General features: G+C 71.6%; 17 protein-coding genes. 11 read left to right on the top strand and 6 right to left on the bottom strand.

Translation table 11 applies throughout. The annotated features are described in order from the left end of the window. Positions 1–87: 87 nt before the first annotated feature. From ACIA5D_RS48850 to ACIA5D_RS48840, 3 genes are all read right to left on the bottom strand, one after another. Positions 88–2,094 carry a biotin carboxylase N-terminal domain-containing protein gene (locus tag ACIA5D_RS48850; protein ID WP_396037578.1) on the bottom strand — a complete coding sequence of 669 codons (2,007 nt, stop codon included), beginning with the start codon at positions 2,092–2,094 and terminating at the stop codon, positions 88–90. After that, entirely contained in the window at positions 2,091–3,347 is a 1,257-nt protein-coding gene (locus ACIA5D_RS48845; protein ID WP_396037577.1) for a carboxyl transferase domain-containing protein, read from the bottom strand. The genes ACIA5D_RS48850 and ACIA5D_RS48845 overlap by 4 nt, the downstream gene beginning before the upstream one ends. A 249-nt stretch (positions 3,348–3,596) precedes the next feature. After that, the gene (locus ACIA5D_RS48840; protein ID WP_020515203.1) at positions 3,597–4,274 is read right to left on the bottom strand and encodes a Crp/Fnr family transcriptional regulator; all 678 of its coding nucleotides are present in this window, start codon (positions 4,272–4,274) and stop codon (positions 3,597–3,599) included. A 207-nt stretch (positions 4,275–4,481) separates the two neighbouring features. Here ACIA5D_RS48840 and ACIA5D_RS48835 point away from each other — a divergent pair, with 207 nt between their 5' ends. From ACIA5D_RS48835 to ACIA5D_RS48810, 6 genes are all read left to right on the top strand, one after another. Next, positions 4,482–5,669: a CapA family protein gene (locus ACIA5D_RS48835; protein ID WP_396037576.1), complete on the top strand. Its 1,188-nt coding sequence runs from the start codon at positions 4,482–4,484 to the stop codon at positions 5,667–5,669. Positions 5,670–5,710: 41 nt separating this feature from the next. Next, entirely contained in the window at positions 5,711–6,508 is a 798-nt protein-coding gene (nth, locus tag ACIA5D_RS48830; protein WP_396037597.1) for an endonuclease III, read from the top strand. 131 nt (positions 6,509–6,639) lie between these two features. Then, entirely contained in the window at positions 6,640–7,164 is a 525-nt protein-coding gene (locus tag ACIA5D_RS48825) for a TlpA family protein disulfide reductase (protein ID WP_396037575.1), read from the top strand. Then, on the top strand, positions 7,161–7,871 hold the full coding sequence (locus ACIA5D_RS48820; protein WP_396037574.1) for an NUDIX hydrolase: 711 nt from the start codon (positions 7,161–7,163) through the stop codon (positions 7,869–7,871). The genes ACIA5D_RS48825 and ACIA5D_RS48820 overlap by 4 nt, the downstream gene beginning before the upstream one ends. 34 nt (positions 7,872–7,905) lie before the next feature. Next, positions 7,906–9,084 (top strand): MarP family serine protease, encoded by a 1,179-nt coding sequence (locus ACIA5D_RS48815; RefSeq protein ID WP_396037573.1) that lies wholly within the window; start codon positions 7,906–7,908, stop codon positions 9,082–9,084. Positions 9,085–9,115: 31 nt separating this feature from the next. Continuing rightward, entirely contained in the window at positions 9,116–9,346 is a 231-nt protein-coding gene (locus ACIA5D_RS48810) for a hypothetical protein (RefSeq protein WP_396037572.1), read from the top strand. 72 nt (positions 9,347–9,418) lie between these two features. Here the strand turns inward: ACIA5D_RS48810 and mycP are convergent, their stop codons facing one another. Together mycP and eccCa are read right to left on the bottom strand one after the other, a co-directional pair. Next, the gene (mycP, locus tag ACIA5D_RS48805; RefSeq protein WP_396037571.1) at positions 9,419–10,711 is read right to left on the bottom strand and encodes a type VII secretion-associated serine protease mycosin; all 1,293 of its coding nucleotides are present in this window, start codon (positions 10,709–10,711) and stop codon (positions 9,419–9,421) included. A gap of 294 nt (positions 10,712–11,005) precedes the next feature. Beyond that, entirely contained in the window at positions 11,006–14,992 is a 3,987-nt protein-coding gene (eccCa, locus tag ACIA5D_RS48800) for a type VII secretion protein EccCa (RefSeq protein WP_396037570.1), read from the bottom strand. A 184-nt stretch (positions 14,993–15,176) separates the two neighbouring features. Here eccCa and eccD point away from each other — a divergent pair, with 184 nt between their 5' ends. Beyond that, positions 15,177–16,610, top strand: a complete 1,434-nt coding sequence (eccD, locus tag ACIA5D_RS48795) for a type VII secretion integral membrane protein EccD (protein ID WP_396037569.1) — start codon at positions 15,177–15,179, stop codon at positions 16,608–16,610. Positions 16,611–16,700: 90 nt separating this feature from the next. Here eccD and ACIA5D_RS48790 read toward each other — a convergent pair whose 3' ends face one another. Then, positions 16,701–17,198 carry an inorganic diphosphatase gene (locus ACIA5D_RS48790; RefSeq protein ID WP_396037568.1) on the bottom strand — a complete coding sequence of 166 codons (498 nt, stop codon included), beginning with the start codon at positions 17,196–17,198 and terminating at the stop codon, positions 16,701–16,703. A gap of 658 nt (positions 17,199–17,856) precedes the next feature. Here ACIA5D_RS48790 and dacB point away from each other — a divergent pair. From dacB to hpt, 4 genes are all read left to right on the top strand, one after another. After that, positions 17,857–19,281 carry a D-alanyl-D-alanine carboxypeptidase/D-alanyl-D-alanine-endopeptidase gene (gene dacB / locus ACIA5D_RS48785; protein WP_396037567.1) on the top strand — a complete coding sequence of 475 codons (1,425 nt, stop codon included), beginning with the start codon at positions 17,857–17,859 and terminating at the stop codon, positions 19,279–19,281. An 82-nt stretch (positions 19,282–19,363) separates the two neighbouring features. After that, positions 19,364–20,425 (top strand): zinc-dependent metalloprotease, encoded by a 1,062-nt coding sequence (locus tag ACIA5D_RS48780; RefSeq protein WP_396037566.1) that lies wholly within the window; start codon positions 19,364–19,366, stop codon positions 20,423–20,425. After that, positions 20,426–21,379 carry a tRNA lysidine(34) synthetase TilS gene (gene tilS, locus ACIA5D_RS48775; protein WP_396037565.1) on the top strand — a complete coding sequence of 318 codons (954 nt, stop codon included), beginning with the start codon at positions 20,426–20,428 and terminating at the stop codon, positions 21,377–21,379. Positions 21,380–21,518: 139 nt separating this feature from the next. Then, the gene (gene hpt, locus ACIA5D_RS48770) at positions 21,519–22,094 is read left to right on the top strand and encodes a hypoxanthine phosphoribosyltransferase (RefSeq protein WP_396037564.1); all 576 of its coding nucleotides are present in this window, start codon (positions 21,519–21,521) and stop codon (positions 22,092–22,094) included. The last annotated feature ends 151 nt before the right edge of the window (positions 22,095–22,245 follow it).

The following is a 22,245-nucleotide window of genomic DNA, read 5'->3' as shown; positions in this document are numbered from 1 at the left end:
CCGCCGCGCTGGTCACCCGGCGACGACACCCCGACCGTCCGCCAGCAGAATCCCCTTCGGCCGGCCAAGAAGAAGTGGCTGTTCGGGCTACTCGGGATCCAGGACCGCTAGCAGCTCCCCGGTGTCCACCTCGGCGCCCGGGTGCACCGGCAGCGAGGCCACCACGCCCGCGCTCGGCGCGTGCACCGGGTGCTCCAGCTTCATCGCCTCCAGCGTGAGCAGCAGCTCGCCCGCGCGCACCCGCTGGCCGGGCACGACCAGCACGCGACGGACGGCGCCGGGCAGCGGGGCGATCAGCGAGCCCTCGGCGGCCTCCGGCGCGGGCAGCGGGAAGCGGGACAGTTCGCGCAGCGCCACCGACCCCTCCGGGCTGTCCACGTAGGAGACCTCGCCGACCCGGTGGACGTTGAAGGTCAGCCGGATCCCGTTGACGTCCAGCACCACCCGCTCGTCGCCGGCCGCCACCACCACGGTCTCCGGGTGATCGCCGACCACCGGCGCCTGGCCCAGCCCGGCCAGATCGAGCTCCTCCGGGTCGACCGCGCGCACCCACCAGCCGGCCAGTTCGCCGTGCCGGTTCATCCGGTAGCCCACTTCGACCGGGCCGGCCGGGCCGTCGTACACCGCGGTCTGCGAGCCCGACGGGACATTGCGCCAGCCCGAGGGCAGCGAGCCGAGCACCGTCGCGGTCGCGCGCCGTCCGGCGGCGCCGGCCAGTGCCGCGGCAAGACAACTGATGCGTACGGCGTCGACAGCCGAAAGCAACGGGGCGAACACCTCGGGGCGCCGGTCGAGGAAGCCCGTGTCCAGGTCGCCGGTGCGGAACGAGTGATGCCGCAGGACCCGGACCAGCAGATCGCGGTTGGTGGCCACCCCGTGCAGCTGGGTGCGGGTCAGCGCCGAGGCGAGCATGCGCGCCGCCTCCTGCCGGGTCGGCGCCCACGCGATCAGCTTGGCCAGCGTCGGATCGGGGTGCACGCCGATCACCGAGCCGTCCTCCACTCCGGCGTCCAGGCGAAGGCCGGGCTGGGGCAGCGGCCGGAAGGCGCCGGCCACGTCGGGAACGGCGAAGCGGTGCAGCGTGCCGGAGGCGGGCAGCCACGCATACGCCGGGTCCTCGGCGCAGATGCGCACCTCGATGGCGTGTCCCCGGATCGGCGGCGGGCCCGGCATCGGCAGCACGCCGCCCTCGGCCACCAGCAGCTGCAGGCGCACCAGGTCGTATCCGGAGACGCACTCGGTGACGGCGTGTTCGGCCTGCAGCGTCGGGGTCAGCTCGAGGAACCAGAAGTCGCCCTCGGCGTCGAGCAGGAACTCGACGGCGCCCGCGCCCACGTACCCGATGGCCCGGACCGCGATGATCGCCGCCCGGCACAGCTCCTCGCGCAGCGCCGGATCGACCGCCGGCGACGGCGTCTCCTCGATGATCTGTTGGTAGCGGCGCTGTACCGAGCACTCGCGCTCGCCGAACGGCACGACCGAGCCGTGCTCGTCGGCCAGGATCGGGATCTCGATGTGCCGGACCTCGTCGAGATACGGCTCGCAGAAGACGTCGCAGCCGGCCTCGCGCCGGGTGGAGGCGATCGCCTCGGCGAGCGTCGCCGCGTCGCGCACCACCCGCATGCCGGCGCCGCCCGAGCCGGTGTCCGGCTTGATCAGCACCGGATAGCCGGGGACCTTGGACGGCTCGGTGAAGGTCGGCAGCACCGGCACCCGGGCCTCGGCCACCAGCTCCTTGGTCTCCCGCTTGCTGCGCAGCACGCCCAGCGTCTTGGCGGGTGCGCCCACCCAGATCATCCCGGCGTCGGCGACCGCGGCCGCGAAGTCGGCGTCCTCGGCGAGCAGGCCGTTGCCGGGATGGATGGCGTTCGCGCCGGTCCGCTGGGCGGCCGTGATGATCAGGTCGCCGCGCAGGTACGCCGCCGCGGAGGCGCCGCCGTCCAGGCGTACCGCGTAGTCGGCCTCGGCCACGTGCGGCGCGTCGGAATCGGCGTCGGAGTAGACGGCGACCGTCTCGATGCCGACCAGGCGGCAGGTGGCGAATACCCGGCGGGCGATCTCCCCACGGTCTGCCACCAATAGCCGTCGGATCACTGGTCTACCTTTCCGGGTCGGAACACGCCGACGTGCCCGGCGCCCTCGACGACCGCGCTGTGCGCGGCGGAAAGGCACAGACCGAGGACGGTACGGGTGTCGCGGGGGTCGATGACACCGTCGTCGTCACCGCAGGTCGGCTCGTCGGCCGGCCAGCTGAACACGAAGCGGGGGTCGCCGGCGCGGCCGGTGTCCAGTGCCAGGTGCGGCACCGAGGACAGGGTCAGCGCCTCGATCTCGGCCGAGCCGAACCGCGTGGCCAGGAACAGCAGCGCGGTGTCGGTGGCGTTGGCGAGCTGGATGAAGTGGACGGCCTTCTGCGCCTCGGCCGTGCCGTGCGGCGCGCCGGTGCCGGCCAGCACGCCGACCGGGTAGCCGTGCAGCTCGCCCCAGCCGGCCACGAGCGCGGGGCCGTGCACGGGCTTGAACTCGTCGAAGTCGCTGCCGTCGAGGATCCGGGCGACGATCTCGCGCGGATCGTCGTCCCGGGTGAGCGAGAGCAGGTCCTCGGCGTCGTACTTGGGCGGCTCCGGCGGGAACGTGCGCGGCGCCGGGCCGCGCTTGCGCCAGTTGAGCCGGCGCACAGACTGGCGGGCCAGGCGCAGCCCGTCCCGCTCGTCCTCGGCCAGCTGGTCGGCGGGCCCGGTCGCGCCCGCGTGGCCGCGCACCAGGACGGTGTAGTCGGAGAGCTGGGGCAGGTAGGCGTCGTCGCCGCTGACCGGTCCGAACGCGACGCAGACCGTGGGTATCCGCTCGGCGGCGAGCCGGCTCAGGTCGCGTGCGAGCCCGCCGGAGCGGCGCCGGCCGCCCTTGGCCTCGCCTGGCGACTCCACCAGGTTGACCAGCGGCAGGCGGTTGGCCGCGGCGATCCGCGCGGCGCGGCGGATCTTCTCGAGCGGGTACGGGTCGACCGTGTTGCGCTCGACGGTCGGATCGATCGCGATGATCACGCACTCGACGCCCTCGACCACCCCCACGCCGGTGACCACGCCGGCGCCGACCGGGAACTCGGTGCCCCAGGCCGCTTCCGCCGACAACTCGAGGAACGGGCTGTCCTGGTCGAGGAGCATCTCGACGCGTTCCCGGGGCAGCAGCTTGCCGCGGGCGTGATGCCGGGTCACCGCCTTCTCGCCGCCGCCGGCCCGCGCCTCGTCCAGCGCCGCCTCGAGCCGGGCGAGCCGCGCCAGGGCGACCCCGCGGCACTCCAGGTAGGCGGGGGTCCGCGGGTCGATCGCCGTGTCGAGCACGGTCACGTCGGGACCCCGATGCGGTGTACGCCCCCCACCATGTTCAAAGCCGCGCCCTCTCGTGTTCGCCGGTGCCTCTCGACCACCTCCGTAACGAGCGGCCAAGCGGGTGCGACACGGATCCGAATGCGGCGGCTTTGTCGCCTTTTCAGGGGTAATCGGCGTGTTTGCGGTGCAGCCCTCTACGGCCCGTGATGAGGACGCGCAAAAGCAGAGCCCTCTTCCGAGGACTCTGCCGTTATCGGTGCGTCGGGCCTAGACGCGGGCCCGGCGGGCCAGGCGCTCGGGGTCGAGGATGATCACGCTCTTGCCGTCGAGCCGAAGCCAGGCGCGGGAGGCGAAGTCGGCCAGCGCCTTGTTGACCGTCTCGCGTGAGGCGCCGACCAGCTGGGCCAGCTCTTCCTGGGTGAGGTCGTGCGTGACGCGCAGCACACCGCCGTCGCGGGTGCCGAACCGGCCCGCCATCTGGAGCAGGTTTTTCGCGACGCGGCCGGGCACGTCGGTGAAGATCAGGTCGGCCAGCGCGTCGTTCGTGCGGCGCAGGCGGCGGGCCAGCACCCGCAGCAGCTGCTCGGCGATCTCTGGCCGGTTGTTCAGCCAGGGGCGCAGCGACGTCTTCTTGAGCCGGGCCAGGCGGGCGTCGGTCACCGCGGTGGCGGTCGCCGTGCGCGGACCCGGGTCGAACAGGGAGAGCTCGCCGACCATGTCGGACGGGCCCATGATCGAGACCAGGTTCTGCCGGCCGTCCGCGGCACGGCGGCCCAGCTTGATCTTGCCGGACAGCACGATGTACAGGCTGTCACCGGCCTCGCCCTCGTTGAACAGGACGTCGCCCTTGCGGACCTCGACCGTGTCCATCTCCTTGGCGAGCGCCTCGGCGGCCTCCGGGTCTACGCCCTGGAAGATCCCGCTCCGCGCCAGCACCTCATCCATGCCGCACACCTCCGAACACGCGCAACGCCTGCGCTCGATCAGTCTAGGCGCACGCGGGCGGGAATCGGGCAGGCACCCCTTGATCCAGATACTCCGGGGTAACCATTCCGACCGTGACGGGCCGTGTTGTTCGTCGCTCACGCATACGCGACAACAAGCCATTCGACGGAACGTCCGCGGTGCAACCCGAAGGTATCGTCGCCGTCGATGAATTCCCACCCCTCGTCCCATAGCCCGGGCCTTTTCGGGCGCCCTGTCCTTACTATCACGATTGTCCTGGCGGTTTTGGCCGGTGTCGGCGCCGGCGGGGTCGCTTTCGCCAATCGTGGATCGGGCCCTGGCCCGCAATGGCAGGAGCCCGCCGCCGCCTCGTCCCCGGCGGCCGCGCCCGCGAAATCCGCTGCCACCGAGGCCACGTCGGCGCCGGAAACGATCACGGTTTCGGCGACCGGCGACATCATGATGAGCAACGCGCCGAGCAAGATGCCGCCGGACGACGGCGACGGGTTCTTCGACTCGGTCAAGGCCGGCCTCGAGTCGGATCTCGTGATGGGCAATCTCGAGCAGCCGCTCACGGTCGACACCGGCGCCTCCAAGTGCGGCTCGCCGCCCTCGGCGAACTGCTTCGCGTTCCGGTCGCCGCCGGCCTACGCGAAACACCTCAAGGAGGCCGGGTTCGAGCTGATGAACCTCGCGAACAACCACACCAAGGACTTCGGCGCGAAGGGCGCGGTCAACACCCGTGCCGCCCTCGACGACGCCGGCATCAAATACACCGGCAACAAGGACGAGATCACCGTCGTCGAGGTCAAGGGGATCAGGGTCGCGGTGGTGGGCTTCTCCGGGTACGCGGGAGCGAACAATCTCAACGATCTGGAGCACTCGAAGGCCGTGATCCAGGAAGCCAAGCAGCAGGCCGATCTGGTCATCGTGCAGGTGCACATGGGCGCCGAGGGCGCGACCATGCAGCACGTCAAGCCCGGCAACGAGATCTTCCACGGGGAGAACCGCGGCGACCCGATCAAGTTCAGCCATGCGGTCATCGACGCGGGGGCCGACCTGGTCGTCGGGCACAGCCCGCACGTGCTGCGGGGGATGGAGTTCTACCAGGGCAAGCTGATCGCGTACAGCCTCGGGAACTTCGCGGGCGGCGGCAAGACGCTGTCCAGCCAGGGCGTGCTCAAGTACGGCGGGATTCTGCGGGTCACGCTCGGCAAGGACGGCTCGTACGCGGGCGGGAAGTTCCTTTCGACGTACATGAGCTCTGTCGGCCTCCCGACCCGCGACACCGGGCAGGAGATGGGCCGGCGGCTGGTCGCGCAGCTCAGCGAGGAGGACTTCGGGGACACCGCGGCGGCGCTCGGCAAGGACGGATCGATCAAGCCACCGGCGTAACGATTCCTGTCGTACCCACGACGTACTCTTTACCGGTGACTCTGGTGGTGCGGTCGGTCAAGCGATTCGCGGGCGAGACGCCGATCGGGCGCAAGCGGCGCGCCCGAAAGATGGCCAAGGTCCTCGCCGAGACCCATCCCGATGCCCATATCGAGCTCGACTTCACCACTCCGCTCGAGCTGGCGGTCGCCACCATCCTCTCGGCGCAGACCACCGACGTGCGGGTCAACCAGGTGACGCCGACGCTGTTCAAGCGCTACGTCACCGCGGCCGACTACGCCGCCGCCGACCGCACCGAGCTCGAGACGCTGTTGCGCCCGACCGGCTTCTTCCGCGCCAAGACCGACTCGCTGATGAAGCTGGGCCAGGTCCTGGTCGAGAAGCACGACGGCGTGCTGCCCAGCAAGCTCGACGAGCTGGTCAAGCTGCCCGGCATCGGCCGCAAGACGGCCAACGTGATCCTCGGCAACGCGTTCGGCGTCCCCGGCATCACGGTCGACACCCATTTCCGCCGGCTGACCAACCGCTTCGGCTGGGTGCACGAGGAAGACCCGGTGAAGATCGAGTTCCAGGTCGCCGATCTGATCGAGAAGCGCGACTGGACGATGCTGTCGCACCGGGTGATCTTCCACGGTCGGCGGGTCTGCCACGCGCGCAAGCCGGCCTGCGGCGCCTGCACGCTGGCCGCCATGTGCCCGTCCTACGGCACCGGCCCGACCGAGGCCGCCGCCGCGGCCAAGCTGCTCAAGGGCCCGCGCGCCCGCGAGCTGGCGGCCGCCGCCGGCGTCGACCCCGATCTGGTCCCCGCGGCCGCCGTGACGGCGCCGGAGGCCCCGTGAGGGCCTCGCGCGGCGCTGGCGCCTTACGGTCCTCGCCGGGGGCCCGGGCTTTGCGGTCCTCGCCGGGGGCTCGCGTTTTACGGGCCTCGCCGGGGGCCCGGGCTTTACGGGCCTCGCTTGCGGTCGGCGCCGTGGCGCTCGCGCTCGCCGCCGCCGGGTGCACCGCTTCGGCGGAAGACTCCAAGACTCCATCGCCGTTCGCCGCCTGCGCCGCCCTCGAGGGCGATGGGCCGGCGTCCTCCACCGTTCCCGATGTGACGCTGCCGTGCTTCACCGGTGACGACGAGGTGGCGCTGCGCTCGCTGCGCGGTCCCACGGTCATCAACCTGTGGGCATCGTGGTGCGGCCCCTGCCGCGAGGAACTGCCGGTCATGCAGCGGTTGGCCGACAAGGCCGGCGACAAGCTCACCGTCGTCGGCGTCGACACCCGGGACGGGCGCGAGGCCGGCGCCTCGTTCGCCGCGGCCAAGGGCGTGACGTTCCCGACGCTGTTCGACCCCGACAGCAAGCTGCTCAACGCGGTGGCCCAGATCAACCTGCCGGTCACCATCTTCGTCGACGCGTCCGGCAAGGCATTCGTGAACAATCTGCCGCTCGACGCCCCGAGGCTCACCACGATGCTCCGCGAGCACACCGGCGTGGCGGTGGCCCTGTGAGTCAGGGGCGGGTGCTGTCGCGCCCCGACGATCTGCCGTCCTGGTTCGACCCGCTGCTGACCCGGGTCGCCACCTGCCGCACCGAAGATTTCACGCCGCTGCGCCCGCCGGCCAACGGTGGCCGCCCCAGCGCGGTGCTCGTGCTGCTCGGCGAGCAGACCCCCGGCGAGCCCGACCTGCTGATCCTCCAGCGGGCCGCCACGATGCGAAACCACGCCGGGCAACCGGCCTTCCCCGGCGGTGGCACCGACCCCGAAGACGCCGACGCGGTCGCCACCGCGCTCCGCGAGGCACAGGAAGAGGTCGGCCTCGACCCGGCCGGCGCCGAGGTGCTGGCGCTGCTGCCCGACCTGTTCATCCCGGTCAGCTCGTTCGTGGTGACCCCGGTGCTGGCCTGGTGGCGCCGCCCGCACCCGGTGCACCCCCGCCAGCCCGCCGAGGTCGCGCACGTGGCCCGTCTGCCGATCAATGAACTCGTCGACCCGGAAAACCGTATCCGGGTGCGACACCCCAGCGGTTGGGTCGGACCCGCCTTCCAGGTCCGTGGATTGCTGGTCTGGGGATTCACGGCGGGGGTGATCTCAGCGTTGCTCGACATGGGTGGCTGGTCGCGACCCTGGCAGCCGGGTCGCATAGTGGAGTTGCCGGAAGCGTCCGCTCCGGTACCGGCGGCACGCGGCGGTGCGCCGGACGAGGTTCTGCCATGATCTCCCACTGGCCCGCCGCCTCTACGCTGAGTGAGTGTTCGTGGTCGATGGCATCCTGATCCTGCTCATGCTGGTCTTCGCGATCAGCGGCTACCGCCAGGGCTTCGTCATTGGCGCGCTGTCCTTCGGTGGCTTCTTCAGCGGCGTGTTGATCGGCCTCCAGATCGGCCCGCTCATCGCGGACAAGTTCTCCGACCCGACCGCCCGGCTCGTGGTGTCGCTCGCCTCGATCTTCGCGCTCGCCGTGCTCGGGCAGACCCTGGCCGGCTGGCTCGGCACCCACCTGCGCCGGCAGATCTCCAGCAAGCCCCTCCAGCGCGTCGACGACGCCGGCGGCGCGCTGATCTCGCTGGTCGCGGTGCTGCTGGTGGCATGGCTGATCGCCGTGCCGCTCGGCTCCACCCCGTTCGAGGGGCTCAACCGCGAGGTGCGCAACAGCGCCATTCTCGGCGGCATCGACAGCCTGATGCCCGAGCAGGCGCAGGCGCTCTCTTCTGCCCTGCGCGAGACGCTCGACACCAACGGCTTCCCGGACGTCTTCGGCGGCCTCGCGCCGACCAAGACCAAGGAGGTCGCGGCGCCCGACCCGGCGCTCAAGGGCTCCCAGATCGTGCAGAAGTCCAAGAAGTCGGTAATCAAGGTGCTCGGCACCGCGCCGAGCTGCTCGCGGCGGATCGAGGGCTCCGGCTTCGTCTACGCCGGCGAACGGGTGATGACCAACGCGCACGTGGTCGCCGGCACCCGAGAGGTGGCGGTCGAGGTCGACGGCGAGCGCCTGCAGGGCAAGGTCGTCGTGTACGACCCGGAGCGCGACCTCGCCGTGGTCTACGTCCCCGGCCTGAAGGCGCCGGTCATGCCGTTCGTCCCGAAACAGGCCGCGAGCGGCGCCAGCGCGATCGTGCTCGGCTACCCGCAGGACGGGCCCTACGACGCGCAGTCGGCCCGGGTCAGCGACGTCAGCCGGATCACCGGCCCCGACATCTACGACTCCGGCGACGTGACCCGCGAGATCTACACGATCCGGTCCCTGGTCCGCAGCGGCAACTCGGGCGGCCCGCTGATCACCCCGACCGGCCAGGTCCTCGGCGTGATCTTCGCGGCGGCTGCCGACGACAAGAACACCGGCTTCGCCCTCACCGCGAGCGAGGCGGCCCCGGTCGCCCAGGCCGGCCTCAGCCGCACCCGAGGCGTCTCGACCGACGACTGCGCGTAACCGGGCCCGTCTGGCCGAACACGCTGAGTGATTGGCCGGCTCCGCACCGGCGCCGTCGGCGGTCGGCACCGCCGGGCCGGCGCGGCCCGATGAGGTCGGACTGTCGGTTCCGGGCTTCGCGGCCGCCCGGCCGATCACGGGCGGGCCGTCGTGGGGCAGGACGACGATGTACTCCGCGGCCAGGACGAGCCCGCTCGGCTCGGGGACGTCGAGCGCCTCGGCCACCGCCCGTTCGCCCTCGATGGGGTCGAGCGGGGCGTAGTGCCGGGCCACTGGGCGGGCTCCCGCGCCGAGGCGAAGGACCAGCCCGCGGACGTCATGGCGTCGGCGGTCGTCAGGTCGTGTAGGCGAAGCGGCGGACGGTCAGCAGGGCCGCCGTCGCCGAGATCAGCAGGAGGGCGCCGGCCAGCCACCAGGTGTGGCTTGCCGGCTTCTCGGCGACCGTCGCGGGGGAGGCGGCCTGGCCGGCGGCCACCCGCGGCGGCACGGTCGACGCGTCGTCGGGGGCCGACTGGGCCTGGCCGGGGGCGGGAGCCGAGCCGAAGCGGGCGATGCCCGGCGACGGCGAGGTGTCCAGCGGGTTGTCGAAAACGGCCGGGACCGAGGCGGTCAGCGCGCCGGTCGGGTCGACCATGCCGAAGCCGAAGCCGGCGTCGCGGCCGGCGGGGCCCTCGTCGCGGGCAGTGCGGATGATGCGGTTGATGACCTCGCCGGCCGGCATCGTGGGCCAGCGGGAACGGATCAGCGCCGCCGTGCCGGTCACCATGGGCGCCGCGAAGCTCGTGCCCTGCACCTTCCAGTAGCCGCCGCCGGACTGGGCGCCGACCAACTGGGTGGCCGGGGCGGTCACCACCGTTTCCTTGCCGGTGATCGAGCCGGACCAGAGCGAGCTGCTGTCCTTCTCCATACCGGCCACGGCGATCACGCCGGGCTCACGAGCGGGGTACCAGACCTCGCTGTCCGACGAGGCGCTCGTGTTGCCGGTGCAGGCGACCACCACGACGTCCTTGGCGAACGCGTAGTCGAGCGCGGCGGCCAGGGTGGCGCTGCTGCCGTTGCCGCCGAGCGACAGGTTGATCACCCGGGCGCCGTGGTCGACCGCCCAGCGGACGCCCTTGGCCACGATGATCGCGTCGTCGTAGCGGTTCTCCTCGTCGAGCACCCGTACCGGAAGGATCTTGGCTTTCGGGGCGATGCCGATGACGCCGGTCAGGTCGTCGCCGCGGCCCGCGATGATCGCCGAGACCGTGGTGCCGTGGCCGACCAGGTCGGTGTCGCCGTCGCCCTTGGGGTCGACCAGGTCGAGGCCGGACAGCACCTGGCCGGTCAGGTCGGAGTGGGTGGAGTCGACGCCGGAGTCGATGACCGCGACCGTGACGCCGGCGCCGCTCGAATACGTCCACGCGCCGGCGATGTTCAGCGTCTTCAGGTACCACTGGTCGTCGCGGACCGAGTCGCCGACCAGCGGGCTGGGCGGCTCGGCGAGGGGACCCGGCTCGGCGAGAGGGCCCACCGCAGCGAGACGGGCCTGCGCCGGGAGAGGGGCCGCTTCGGCGAGAGGCGGCGCGGCGAGAGGCGGCGCGGCGAGCGCGGTCGCGGGCGCGACGGGCACGGCGAGCGTGAACACCCCAGCGAGCGCGGCGGAGGCAAGCCGTCGGCCGCTCAGCAACGGGCACCGCCGAAGGGCCGGGGAGAGTCGGAGTCGCCGCAGGTCACGCGGGTATCGGAGGCTGCGCGGCGCGCGGCGCCGGAGGGCACGCGGCATCGCGCCCTGGCGGGCCAGGGGCCGGGGCTCGCAGCACTCACGGGTCGCATCGCCTATCCGATCCTGGATGGTCGATGCAGATTACTCCGAAACGGGGGCTTGTTGGTGGGGTCCGTCGATGGATATCGCACCGGCAGTGTGTTAAATCGGTTTCGCTCACGCATACGGCGGTAGGTGCGCAAGTTGCACGAGGCGAATGCCCTCACGACGGGTGAGCAGGCGGCCACGTCCCGGCGGCATCAGCGTCGGTTTGACCGCGCCGATCAGGGCGCCCTCATCGGACGGACCGGACATCACCAGGCCTGGCACCGACAGCTCCCGCAGTCGCTGGATCACCGGCTCGTAGAGCGCCCGGCTCGCGCCGCCTGCCCGCCGGGTGAGCACCAGGTGCAGGCCGACGTCGCGGGCTTGCGGAAGGTATTCGAGCAACGGGTTGAGCGGGTTGGTCGGGCCGGCCACCACCAGGTCGTAGTCGTCTACCAGCACGAACAGCTCGGGTCCGGTCCACCATGACCGGTCGCGGAGCTGCTGCGCGGTGACGTCGGGGCCCGGCAGGCGGCGCTCCATGTATCCGGCGACCGACTGCATCAGCTCCAACGTCTTCTGGGCCTGGATCCCGTACCCGATGCGGTGTTCCGACTCGGGCAGGTCCATCAGGCTGCGCCGGTAGTCGACCAGGATGATCCGGGCCTCCTCGGGGGAGAACCGCCGGATCACCGAGGTCGCGAGGGCCCGCAGGAACGAGCTCTTGCCGCACTCGGCGTCGCCGAAGAGCAGGAAGTGCGGGTCGGACGCGAAGTCGATCTCGACCTGCTGGAGGTCGGCCTCGGAGATGCCGATCGGCAGCCGCAGCCCGGTGCCACGGTCGAGGTCGAGCTCGGCGTACGGAACCGACGACGGCAGCATGCGCACGCGCGGGGCGAGCGGCCCGTGCCAGTTGGTGGCGATCGCCTTGACCAGCGCGTTGGTATCGGCCATCGTGCTCAGCTCGGGCCGCACGGTCAGCAGGTGGAGGAACTTGTTCTTGTCGGTGGGGTGCTCGACGATGCCGCGGCCCGCCTTCTCGGGCACGGACATCGCGGCCCGCCGGTTGATGGTGGAGTCGCTCGGGTCGCCGAGCCGCAGCTCGAGCCGGGATCCGAACAGGTCGCGGATCGCCGGGCGGAAGTCCATCCAGCGCGAGGACGAGGCCACCACGTGGATGCCGTAGGACAGGCCGCGGGTGGCGATGTCGGTGATGACCGACTCGAGCTCCTCGTACTCCTTGCGCAATGTGGACCAGCCGTCGACCACGAGGAACACGTCGCCGAACGGGTCGGCGTCGGCCGCGCCGCCGGCCGGGTTGGCCCGCCGCCGGCGGTAGGAGGCCATCGAGTCGATGCCCATCGCCGCGAACCGCGTCTCGCGCTCGGTGAGCAGCGTCGAGATCTCGCCGACCGTGCGTCGCACGCCGACCGTGTCGAGCCGGCCCGAGACGCCGCCGACGTGCGGCAGGTCCCGGACCGTGGTGAGCGAGCCGCCGCCGAAGTCGAGGCAGTAGACCTGCACCTCGGCCGGGGTGTGTGTCAGCGCGATTCCGCAGATCATCGAGCGCAGCGCGGTCGACTTGCCGGAAAGCGTCGAGCCGACGATCGCCACGTGCCCGGCCGAGCTGCTCAGCTGCAGCCACATCACGTCGCGCAGCTGCTCGCGCGGCTTGTCGACCATCGCGATCGGCACCTGCAGCGCGCCGTGCAGCTCGGGGTTGGCGAACGCGAGGCCGCGATTCGGGTCGACGACCACCGGGCCGAGCAACTCGTCGAGGGCCGGCGACAGGTTGAGCGGCGGCAGCCACACCTGGTGGGCCGGCGGGCCCTGTCCGTTGAGCCGGTCGACCATCACGTCGAGCACGCTCTCGCCCGCGGCCAAACTCTCGGCGGCCAGTTCCTCTGGCTTGGGCTGCACCGGTTTCGCGGGCTTCGGCGCCGGGATGTACCGGGTCGAATACTCCAGCACCTGCGGGACGGCGTTGGCGCCACCGGCCGCGGCGCGGGCGCCCGCCTTGCGCATCGGCCCTGACACGTACGCGGCCTTGAAGCGCAGCAGCGGTTCGGTGCCGAACTTGAGGTAGCCGTGGCCGGGCGAGCGGGGCAGCTCGTAGGCGTCGGGCACGCCGAGCACGGCCCGGGACTCCAGCGCCGAGAAGGTCCGCAGACCCACCCGGTACGACAGGTGCGTGTCGAGTCCGCGCAGTCGGCCTTCCTCGAGCCGCTGGCTGGCCAGCAGCAGGTGCACGCCGAGCGATCGGCCCAACCGTCCGATCTGGACGAACAGGTCGATGAAGTCGGGCTTGGCGCTGAGCAGCTCGGAGAACTCGTCACAGATCACCAGCAGCGACGGCAGCGGGGGCAGCGCCGCGCCGCCGGCCCGGGCCTTCTCGTAGTCGCGCAGGCTCGCGTAGTTTCCGGCCTTGCGGAGCATCTCCTGGCGGCGGATCATCTCGCCGTCGATCGCGTCGACCATGCGGTCGACCAGCACGAGCTCGTCGGCCAGGTTGGTGATCACGGCGGCGGTGTGCGGCAGGCGATCGAGCGACGAGAACGTCGCGCCGCCCTTGAAGTCGATCAGCACGAAGTTCAGCGTCTCGGACGAATGGGTCGCCGCCAGCGCCATCACCAGCGTGCGCAGCAGCTCGGACTTGCCGGAGCCGGTCGCGCCGATCAGCAGGCCGTGCGGGCCCATGCCGTCCTGCGCCGATTCCTTGAAGTCGAGCTCGATCGGGCTGCCGTCGGCGCCCACCCCGATCGGCACGCGCAGCTTGTCGCGGTTGGGGCGCGGCGCCCAGCTCTGCTGCACGCTGAACGTCTCGGGGTCGCCCAGCCCGAGCAGGTCGGGCAGGCCCATCTCGGCGGCCAGCGGCGTGTCGGACGACTTCGACATCGCGGCCAGCCGCAGCGGGGACAGCCGGCGCGCGACTGCCTCGGCCTGCTCGACGGTGAGCTGGTCGGGCGTGCCCACCTCGGCCTCGTGGTCCATCGAGTAGGTGTTCAAGACCCGGCGTCCGCCCGCGTGCGCGGTCTCGAGCACCAGCAGCGACCGGTCGAGCAGGCGTGGCGGCAGCTCGTCGAGGTCGAGCACGGTCACGCCGTCGATGCCGTCGTCGAGCTGGGTGGCGCCCTTGAGGTCGATGCCGTCCAGCACGATGACCACGTGCGGTGAGCTCGTGCTCGCGCCCATCGGGTTGAACCGCGGCCGGTTGCCGATCACGTCTTCCAGCAGACGCTCGAGATCGGGGCCGGTGCTCGCGACCAGCCGCACGTGGCCGAGCGCGTCGGTGCGCGACGGGTGCAGGTTGTGCGGCAGCCACTTGACCCATTCCCAGTCGGCCCGGCGGTCGGCGCCGGCGCAGATCGCGACGATCACGTCGTCGGGCGCGTGGAACGTGGCGAGCTGGCAGATCACGGCCCGGGTCAGCGCGCGGGCGTCCTGCTCGCCGGTGGGTCCGGCGCCACGCACGAAGACCCGCGCGAAGCCGCGCAGCGAGGCCGCGACCGGCAGGTCGGGGACCACCGAGTACGCGTCGAGGAAGCGCCGCAGCGCGCCCGCGGTCATCGGCTCGAGCTCGTCGAGCGGCCGGGTCTCGGGCGGGATCAGCGGCGTGGCCAGGGTTTGCGGGCCGACCGCGAGCCGCACCACGCCGAAGTCGGGGTCGGCCGGGCGGCGTTCCCACACCCGATGGCTGCTCGCGGTCGACCAGAGCTGGTGCGGGTCGGGGTGGCGGTAGAGCATGCCGACGCGCTGTTTGGTCGCCGTCTCGCGGACTCGGCGGCGGAGCCCGGACAGGTGGCGCAGGTACTCCCGGCGCGCGGCCATCATCTCGGCCTTCTTGGGTGAGCCGCTCGAGCCCATGCTCGTGGTGAGCATGGCGATCGAGGAAACCCCGAAAAGACCGCCGATGACGTACGAATACGGCCCGCTCCGGCCCTGGCCCATCATCATCGCCATGGCTACCGAGCCGCCCAGCATGGGCAGCGCCATCATCGCCTGCTGCCAGCGGCCGCCGGTCGCCTGCGGGATCTCCGGCGGCGGCTCGACAGCGATCTCTCCAGTCGGAATCTCCGGCGCCGGGCGGCGCGCCGACCGTTTGATCACCACCGTGCTCATGCCTGGAATATCCCCTTCGTCCACAAAGGGGTGTGGTCACCCCGTGTGCGCGCGCCGTTGGCCGGACATCGCGACGCGCCCATGGTAGGTAAAGTGCGGTTCGTTCCGCACCCGTCCAACCACCCCACCGCCACCCTAAAGTCGACTAAAGACTTTCCAAAACATCGATGGGAAAAGAAGTCACGTGAGCGTCGGCCTCGCCCGAGTCACCATCAGCGCGCCGAACCGTCGCGTTGACGTCGCTCTGCCCGAGCACGTGCCGCTGGCCGAGCTGCTGCCCGAGGTGCTGCGTCACGCCGGCGAGGGTCTCGCCGACGACGGCGAGAGGCACGGCGGGTGGGTGCTCCGGCGAACCGACGGGGTCGCGCTGATCACGTCCCAAGGGCTTTTCCCCCAGGGCGTACGCGATGGCGAAGTCCTCCATCTCGTGCCCGCGCACAACGACTGGCCCGAGCTCGAGTACGACGATGTGGTCGAGGCGATCGCCGAGGGCGCCCGGCGTCGCGGCAGTGCCTGGACGGCGGCCTCCACCCGGACGGCGACCCTGGCCGCGGCCGGGGTGCTGCTCAGCCTCGGACTGATCGCGATCCTGCTCGCCGGGCCGTCCTGGAACGGCGCGGCCGTCGCGGGCCTGGGCGTCGCGATCGTGCTCGCGGTCGCCGGCGTCACCGCGTCCCGCGCCTACAACGACGGCCGGGCCGGCGCGGCGCTCGGCGCCTACGCGATGCCGTACGCGTTCGCCGGCGGCGCGGTGCTGGTCGCCTCCAACGACCGGGTGGGCGTGCTGGCGTTCCTGCCCTGGCTGGGCGACTCCGAGCTGCTCGCCGGGTCGGTGGCGCTGCTGATCGTGGCCGCCCTCGGCGGTGTCGGCGTGTCGGCCGCGCTGCGGCTGTTCACGGCGGGTGTGGTCACCGGGCTGCTGGGCGCCGTGACGGCGCTGGTCAGCATGTTCACGACGGCCGCCGGGGCCGCGGCGGTGCTGATCTCGGTGCTGGTGTGCGGGATCGGGGCGATGCCGCTGCTGGCGATCCGGTTCGGGAAGATGCCGACGCCGCCGGTCACCCTGCCGACCGGGACCGACGCGTCCGCCGGCTTCACCGGCGCGAGCGCCGCCGGCGCGTTCGACGTGGCCCGCGAGCGGCCCGACCGCGAGACGGTCTTCGCGGCGGTCACGCGGACGGAAGAGCTGCTCGCGGGCATGCTGCTCGGCCACGCGGTGCTGGCCGCCGGCGCGTTCCTGGTGCTGGCCGCCTCGGGGTCGCTGTCGTCGCGGATCCTGATCGCCGTGTCGGCCGCCGCGTTGCTGCTGCGTTCCCGGCTCTTCGTGACCTTGCGGCAGCGGGTGCCGCTGGTGGTCGGCGGCCTGATCGGGGTGTTCGCGCTCGGCGCCGACCTGATGCGTTCCGCCGACGCGACCCTGCTGCTGGTGCTGACCGTCGGCGTGCTGCTGCTCGCGATCGTGACCGTGGTCGCGGGTGCGACCTATTCCGCGCGGCCGCCGTCGCCGTACATGGGACGCGCCGCCGACATCGTCGACACCCTCGTGGTGGTCTCGGTGATTCCGGTGGCCTGCGCCGTGGTGGGGCTCTATGCCGCCGTCGGAAGCATCAGCCTGTAGATCCGCGTGAGATCAGGTCCCACCGCGGCGTGGAGCAGGTTGCCGCGGCTGGGATCCGGGGTGACCGTGGCGGAACGATCACGGGGTACGTCAGTGGTGTTCTTCGCCCTCGACCTCGGCGCGCTTGAAGGAGGCACGGATCTCCTCCTCGGCCTCGACCCGGCCGACCCAGGTCGCGCCCTCGACCGATTTGCCGGGCTCGAGGTCTTTGTAGACCGTGAAGAAGTGCTGGATCTCCATGCGGTCGAACTCGCCCAGGTGGTGGATGTCGCGCAGGTGCTCCTGACGCGGGTCCTCGTAGGGAACGCAGAGAACCTTGTCGTCGCGGCCCTTCTCGTCGCTCATCCGGAACATGCCGATCGCGCGGGCGCGGATCAGGCAGCCCGGGAACGTCGGCTCCTGCACCAGGACCAAGGCGTCGAGCGGGTCGCCGTCCTGGCCGAGGGTGCCCTCGATGAAGCCGTAGTCGGCCGGGTACTGCGTCGCGGTGAAGAGGGTCCGGTCGAGACGGATGCGGCCCGTCTTGTGGTCGACCTCGTACTTGTTCCGCTGGCCCTTGGGGATCTCAACCAGAACGTCGAAATCCATCGTTATGCTCCCTTGACTCGCCCACCGAAAATGCCGGTCACGACGGGCGGGGACCGAGGCGAGATGTCAGTGCCCACGGGATCCGCGCGCAACGGTGTGCCGGATGTCGCTAGTCTCCCCTAAGTCTGGTGCGGCGGGCGAGGAGGGGCGCGTGGGGAGGCAAGATTCACACGACGGGCCCGTTTACGAAGGCGCGCCCGAGCGCCATCATGCTTCCGGTTACGGTAACGCATCCGCCGGGCGCGCGAGCGTGCCTTCCGTGCCTTCCGGGTCTTCCGACAGTCCGCCGCCCGCCACGAATCCGCCCGGGTCGCCGCGGGCCACGCCGCCGATGCGCCTTCCGATGGCCGACGCCACCTGGGGCCCGGATAGGGTGGATTCGCCGCGAGGGCGGCCAAACGCGACGAATCGGGCGGAAGATCAACAGATGCAGCCCCAGGATCCGTACGCCGGTCGTCCCGAAGCCCCGCTGCCCGGTTCGCCGGAGCGTGCGTTCGGGGCGTGGTCCTCGCCGCCCGGGGCGCCCGGGCGGCCGGCGGGCGCGCCCGGGAATGGCCCGGCAGCTCAGCCCGGCGGCGGCGGCAATGGCGTGACCAGCGACGGCGCCGGGCCGGAAACGGCGGGGACGGATGCCGGTCCTCGTACCCTCAAAAAGCGCATGGTGATCGCCTTGATCTCCGCGGTCCTGGTCTTGGTTGCCGGGGTTGCGGTGGTCGGGCTGGTGAAGCCGGGGCCGGTGAAGGGCTGGCTCGAGGCGGAGACGAGCAGCGCGCCCACGAAGGCGCCGGTGACGCCGGATCCCACGCCCACGCCGGTGCTGGTCGCGGCCGCAGGTGGCGGGACGGCGCCGGATCCCGCGAAGGTGAAGGCGGCGCTCGATCCGCTGGTGGGAGCGCCGGCGCTGGGCAACACCGTCCATATGTCGGTGGTGGATGCGACGTCGGGGCAACCGCTCTACGAACGGGACGCCGACGTGCCGACCACACCGGCCTCGACGACGAAGCTGCTGACCGCGGTGACCGTGCTGGCGGCGCGCGGACCGGCCTACCGGCTGAGCACGACCGCGGTGGCGGGCAACGCTCCCGGCGAGGTGGTGCTGGTGGGCGGCGGCGACCCGACGCTGTCGGTCGACGCGAAGGGGCTGTACCCGGGCGCGGCGCGGCTCGACCAACTCGCGGCCCAGGTGAAGAAGGCGCTGGGCGGCGCCAAGCCGACGAGAGTGCTGGTCGACACGTCGCTGTTCAGTGGACCGGAGACCGCGCTGGGCTGGTCGTCCGACGACGTCTCGCCGGCCGGGCAGGTCGCCCGGGTGCAGCCGTTGATGACCAATGGCGGGCGGGTCAAACCGGTGCACAACGCACACGGCGGCGATCCGCGGTTCGGCGATCCGGCCATCGGGGCCGGCAAGGCGTTCGCGAAGCTGCTCGGGGTCTCGACCGCGACGGTCAAGCGAGGCAAGGCCCCGGCCCCGGCCACGTCGGCGGCGCCGTCCGGGCCGGCCGAGGTCGTGCCCGGCGCCCGGCTCGGTGAGGTGCAGTCGCCGCCGCTGGTGCAGGTCACCGACTGGATGCTCGAGCAGAGTGACAACATCATCGCCGAGGTGCTGGCCCGGCAGGTGGCGGTCGCGGCCGGCCAGCCGGCCACCTTCGACGGCGCCACCGACGCGATGATCGCCAAGCTGCGGGAGCTGGGGCTGCCCGGCGACGAGGCCGACCTGTACGACGGGAGCGGGCTCTCCCGGCACAACGGGATCAGCCCGACGCTGCTCACCCAGGTGCTTGCCCTGGCGGCGAGCGGCAAGCAGCCGGCGGTCACCGGGATCTTCAGCGGGCTGCCGGTCGCGGGCTGGTCCGGGACGCTCTACGGACGGTTCGTGACGCCGGCGCCCAACCGTGCCGCGTACGGGATCGTGCGAGCGAAAACCGGAACGCTGAGCGGGGTCAACACGATGGCCGGCGTGTTGGTGACCAAGGACGGCCGGCTGCTGGTCTTCGCGATCATGGCGAGCGGATCGGCCAACGCGATCACGGCCAAGTCGGCTCTCGACCGCGTGCCGGCCCGGCTGGTCGCGTGCGGTTGCTGAGCCGCTGAGAGCCCGCTGAGAGCCCGTTGAGGTCAGGGTTTCCACCGAGTGCGGGCTGGATTTCCGCGGGTACGGTGGGTGCATGGCGCAGTTCGTTGACTGGGATCTGGCCGCTGCGACCGCGGGGGCCCTGTCCAAATCGGGGCCCGCGGTCTCCTACGACGACGCGATGGCGGTGGTGACCGAGCTGCGCGCGCTGACCGACGAGGCGGCCGGCCACGTCGCCACGTACACCGGCCTGCAGTCGCAGGTCGAGGTCCCGCCGGTTCGGGTGGTCGACCGGAAGGACTGGGCCGCCGTCAACATCCAGGGCCTCAAGCAGGTGATCATTCCGCTGGTCACCCGGCTCTCCGGCGACAAGCAGCCGGGCGGGCTCGCCGACGCGATCGGCTCCCGGGTCACCGGCGTACAGGCCGGCACGATCCTGGCCTATCTCTCCGGCCGCGTCCTCGGGCAGTACGAAGTGTTCTCCGGCAACCCCGGCCAGCTGCTGCTCAACGCGCCCAACATCGTCGAGGTGGAACGCAAGCTCGGCGCCGACCCGCGCGACTTCCGGCTCTGGGTCTGCCTGCACGAGGTCACCCACCGCACCCAGTTCACGGCGGTCCCCTGGATGCGGGGGTACTTCCTGGGCGAGGTGCAGGCGTTCGTCGACGCGTCGCAGAGCGGGGAACACATCCTCGAGCGGCTGCGCCGCGGCGTCGCCACCCTCTCCGACGCGCTGCGCGACCCGGAAAGCCGTTCCTCGGTGATCGACATCGTGCAGACCCCGGCGCAGAAGGCGGTGCTCGACCGCCTGACCGCGCTGATGACGCTGCTCGAGGGGCACGCCGAGTTCGTGATGGACGGTGTCGGCCCCGAGGTGATCCCGAGCGTCGAGTCGATCCGCTCCAAGTTCAACCGGCGTCGCGAGAGCGGCAACCCGCTGGAAAAGGCGATCCGGCGGCTGCTCGGCATCGAGGTCAAGATGCGGCAGTACGCGGAAGGCCGCAAGTTCGTGCACGGCGTGGTGGAACGGGTCGGCATGGAGGGGTTCAACAAGGTCTTCGACTCGCCGCTGACCCTGCCCCGGCTCGACGAACTGGGCGACCCCGACGCCTGGGTGACCCGGGTGCACGGGCCGCAGCCCGCGATCGGGGGGTAGGTGGCGCGCATCCCGGCGGCGGTAGCGGCGGTGCGGCAGGCCGTGCGCCACGCGCTCCCGGCCGACGGGCTCGTGCTCGTGGCCTGCTCGGGCGGGGCCGATTCGCTGGCCCTCGCCTCCGCCGTTCGTTTCGTCCACCGCGGCGGCGTGGGGCTCGTGACGGTTGATCACGGGCTGCAGGAGGGGTCTGATTCGCGCGCCTCGTCAGTGGCGTCCTGGGCGCGTTCGGCCAGATTTGACCCGGTCGACGTGGTGACGGTGGCGGTCGGCGGCCGGCCGGGCGGGCCCGAGGCGGCGGCTCGGGAGGCTCGATACGAGGCGCTCTCCGCCGTCGCCGCTCGCGTGGGCGCGGTGGCGGTGCTGCTCGGGCACACCCGCGACGACCAGGCCGAGACCGTGCTGCTGGCGCTGGCCCGGGGGGCCGGGCCGCGGGGCATCGCGGGGATGCCGGCCCGCAAGGGGCTCTTTGTGCGGCCGCTGCTCGATGTGGCGCGGGCGGACACCCGCAAGGCCTGCGCGGCCCAGGGGCTCGTGCCGTGGGACGACCCGCACAACGTGGATCCGGCGTTCGCTCGATCCCGGGTGCGTGGGGCGGCGCTGCCGGCGTTGGTCGAGGCTCTCGGGCCCGCGGTGGTGGCGAATCTCGCGCGGACCGCGGGGCAGGTCGCGACGGACAACGCGGCGCTGGACGCGCTCGCCCGGGATGCTCTGCTTTCGGCGTACGAAAGCGGCGGTCTTGAAATTCTGGTTCTGTCGGGAATGGTGAGCGCCATCCGGACCCGGGTGCTGCATACCTGGGCCAAACAGCTCGGTGCATCCGGGTCGGCGCTCTCGCACCGGCACGTCGAGGCGCTCGACGCGCTGATCACCGATTGGCACGGTCAGGGGCCCGTGCACCTTCCGGGCGGGATTCGGGTGGCGCGGGTGCAAGGAAGACTCGTTCGGGTGGCCTGAACGCCTGTGAGAACTGTCACTCAGAGTGTCTGATTCGCCGGGCTTGATGGGTGGAAAGGGCATCTTTCCAGCGGTTCTTCAGGAACGGACTGGAGACCCGTGCGACGAGCGGCAACCTTCATGCGGCAGTCTTACCGTCATGGCTGACGGCTCCTGGTACGACGCCGACATCGATCACGTGATCATCTCTGAGGAGCAGATCCGCGACAAGATCTCCGAGCTGGCGAAGCAGGTCTCTGCCGACCACTCCGGCGCCGAGGGCGGCATCCTGCTGGTCTGCGTGCTCAAGGGCGCGGTCATGTTCATGGCCGACTTCGCCCGGGCGCTCGGCAAGCACGGCCCCTCCGTCGAGATGGAGTTCATGGCGGTCTCCTCCTACGGGCAGGGCACGACCTCCTCGGGCGTGGTGCGCATCCTGAAGGACCTCGATCGCGACATCACCGGGCGGCACGTCGTGGTCGTCGAGGACATCGTCGACTCCGGCCTGACCCTCTCCTGGCTGATGAAGTACCTTCAGTCGCGCTCGGCGGCGAGCGTCGAGGTGGTGGCCCTGTTCCGCAAGCCGGACGCGGTGAAGGTCCAGGTGCCGGTGAAGTACGTGGGCTTCGACATCCCGAACGAGTTCGTGGTCGGTTACGGCCTGGACTTCGCCGAGCGGTACCGCGAGCTGCCGTACGTCGGCGTGCTCAAGCCCGAGGTCTACGCCCGTAGCTGAACCGGTTCCTCAGCCTCTTCTCAGAATTCGTCTTTATGGGTGGATTTGCCACGAAAGCAGGCTGAACGGACGAGAGCGCGGTGGTGTCCGGCCAGCGGGCTCACGGGTTCGCGGGCGGCACGTACGGTGTACCGTCGAGTGACCGATGGCC

This window comes from Actinoplanes sp. NPDC051513 (genome assembly GCF_044454685.1).
Classification (GTDB): Bacteria; Actinomycetota; Actinomycetes; order Mycobacteriales; family Micromonosporaceae; genus Actinoplanes.
Note: the sequence above shows the minus strand (reverse complement) of the source record. Positions and strands in the feature narration are given on the sequence as shown.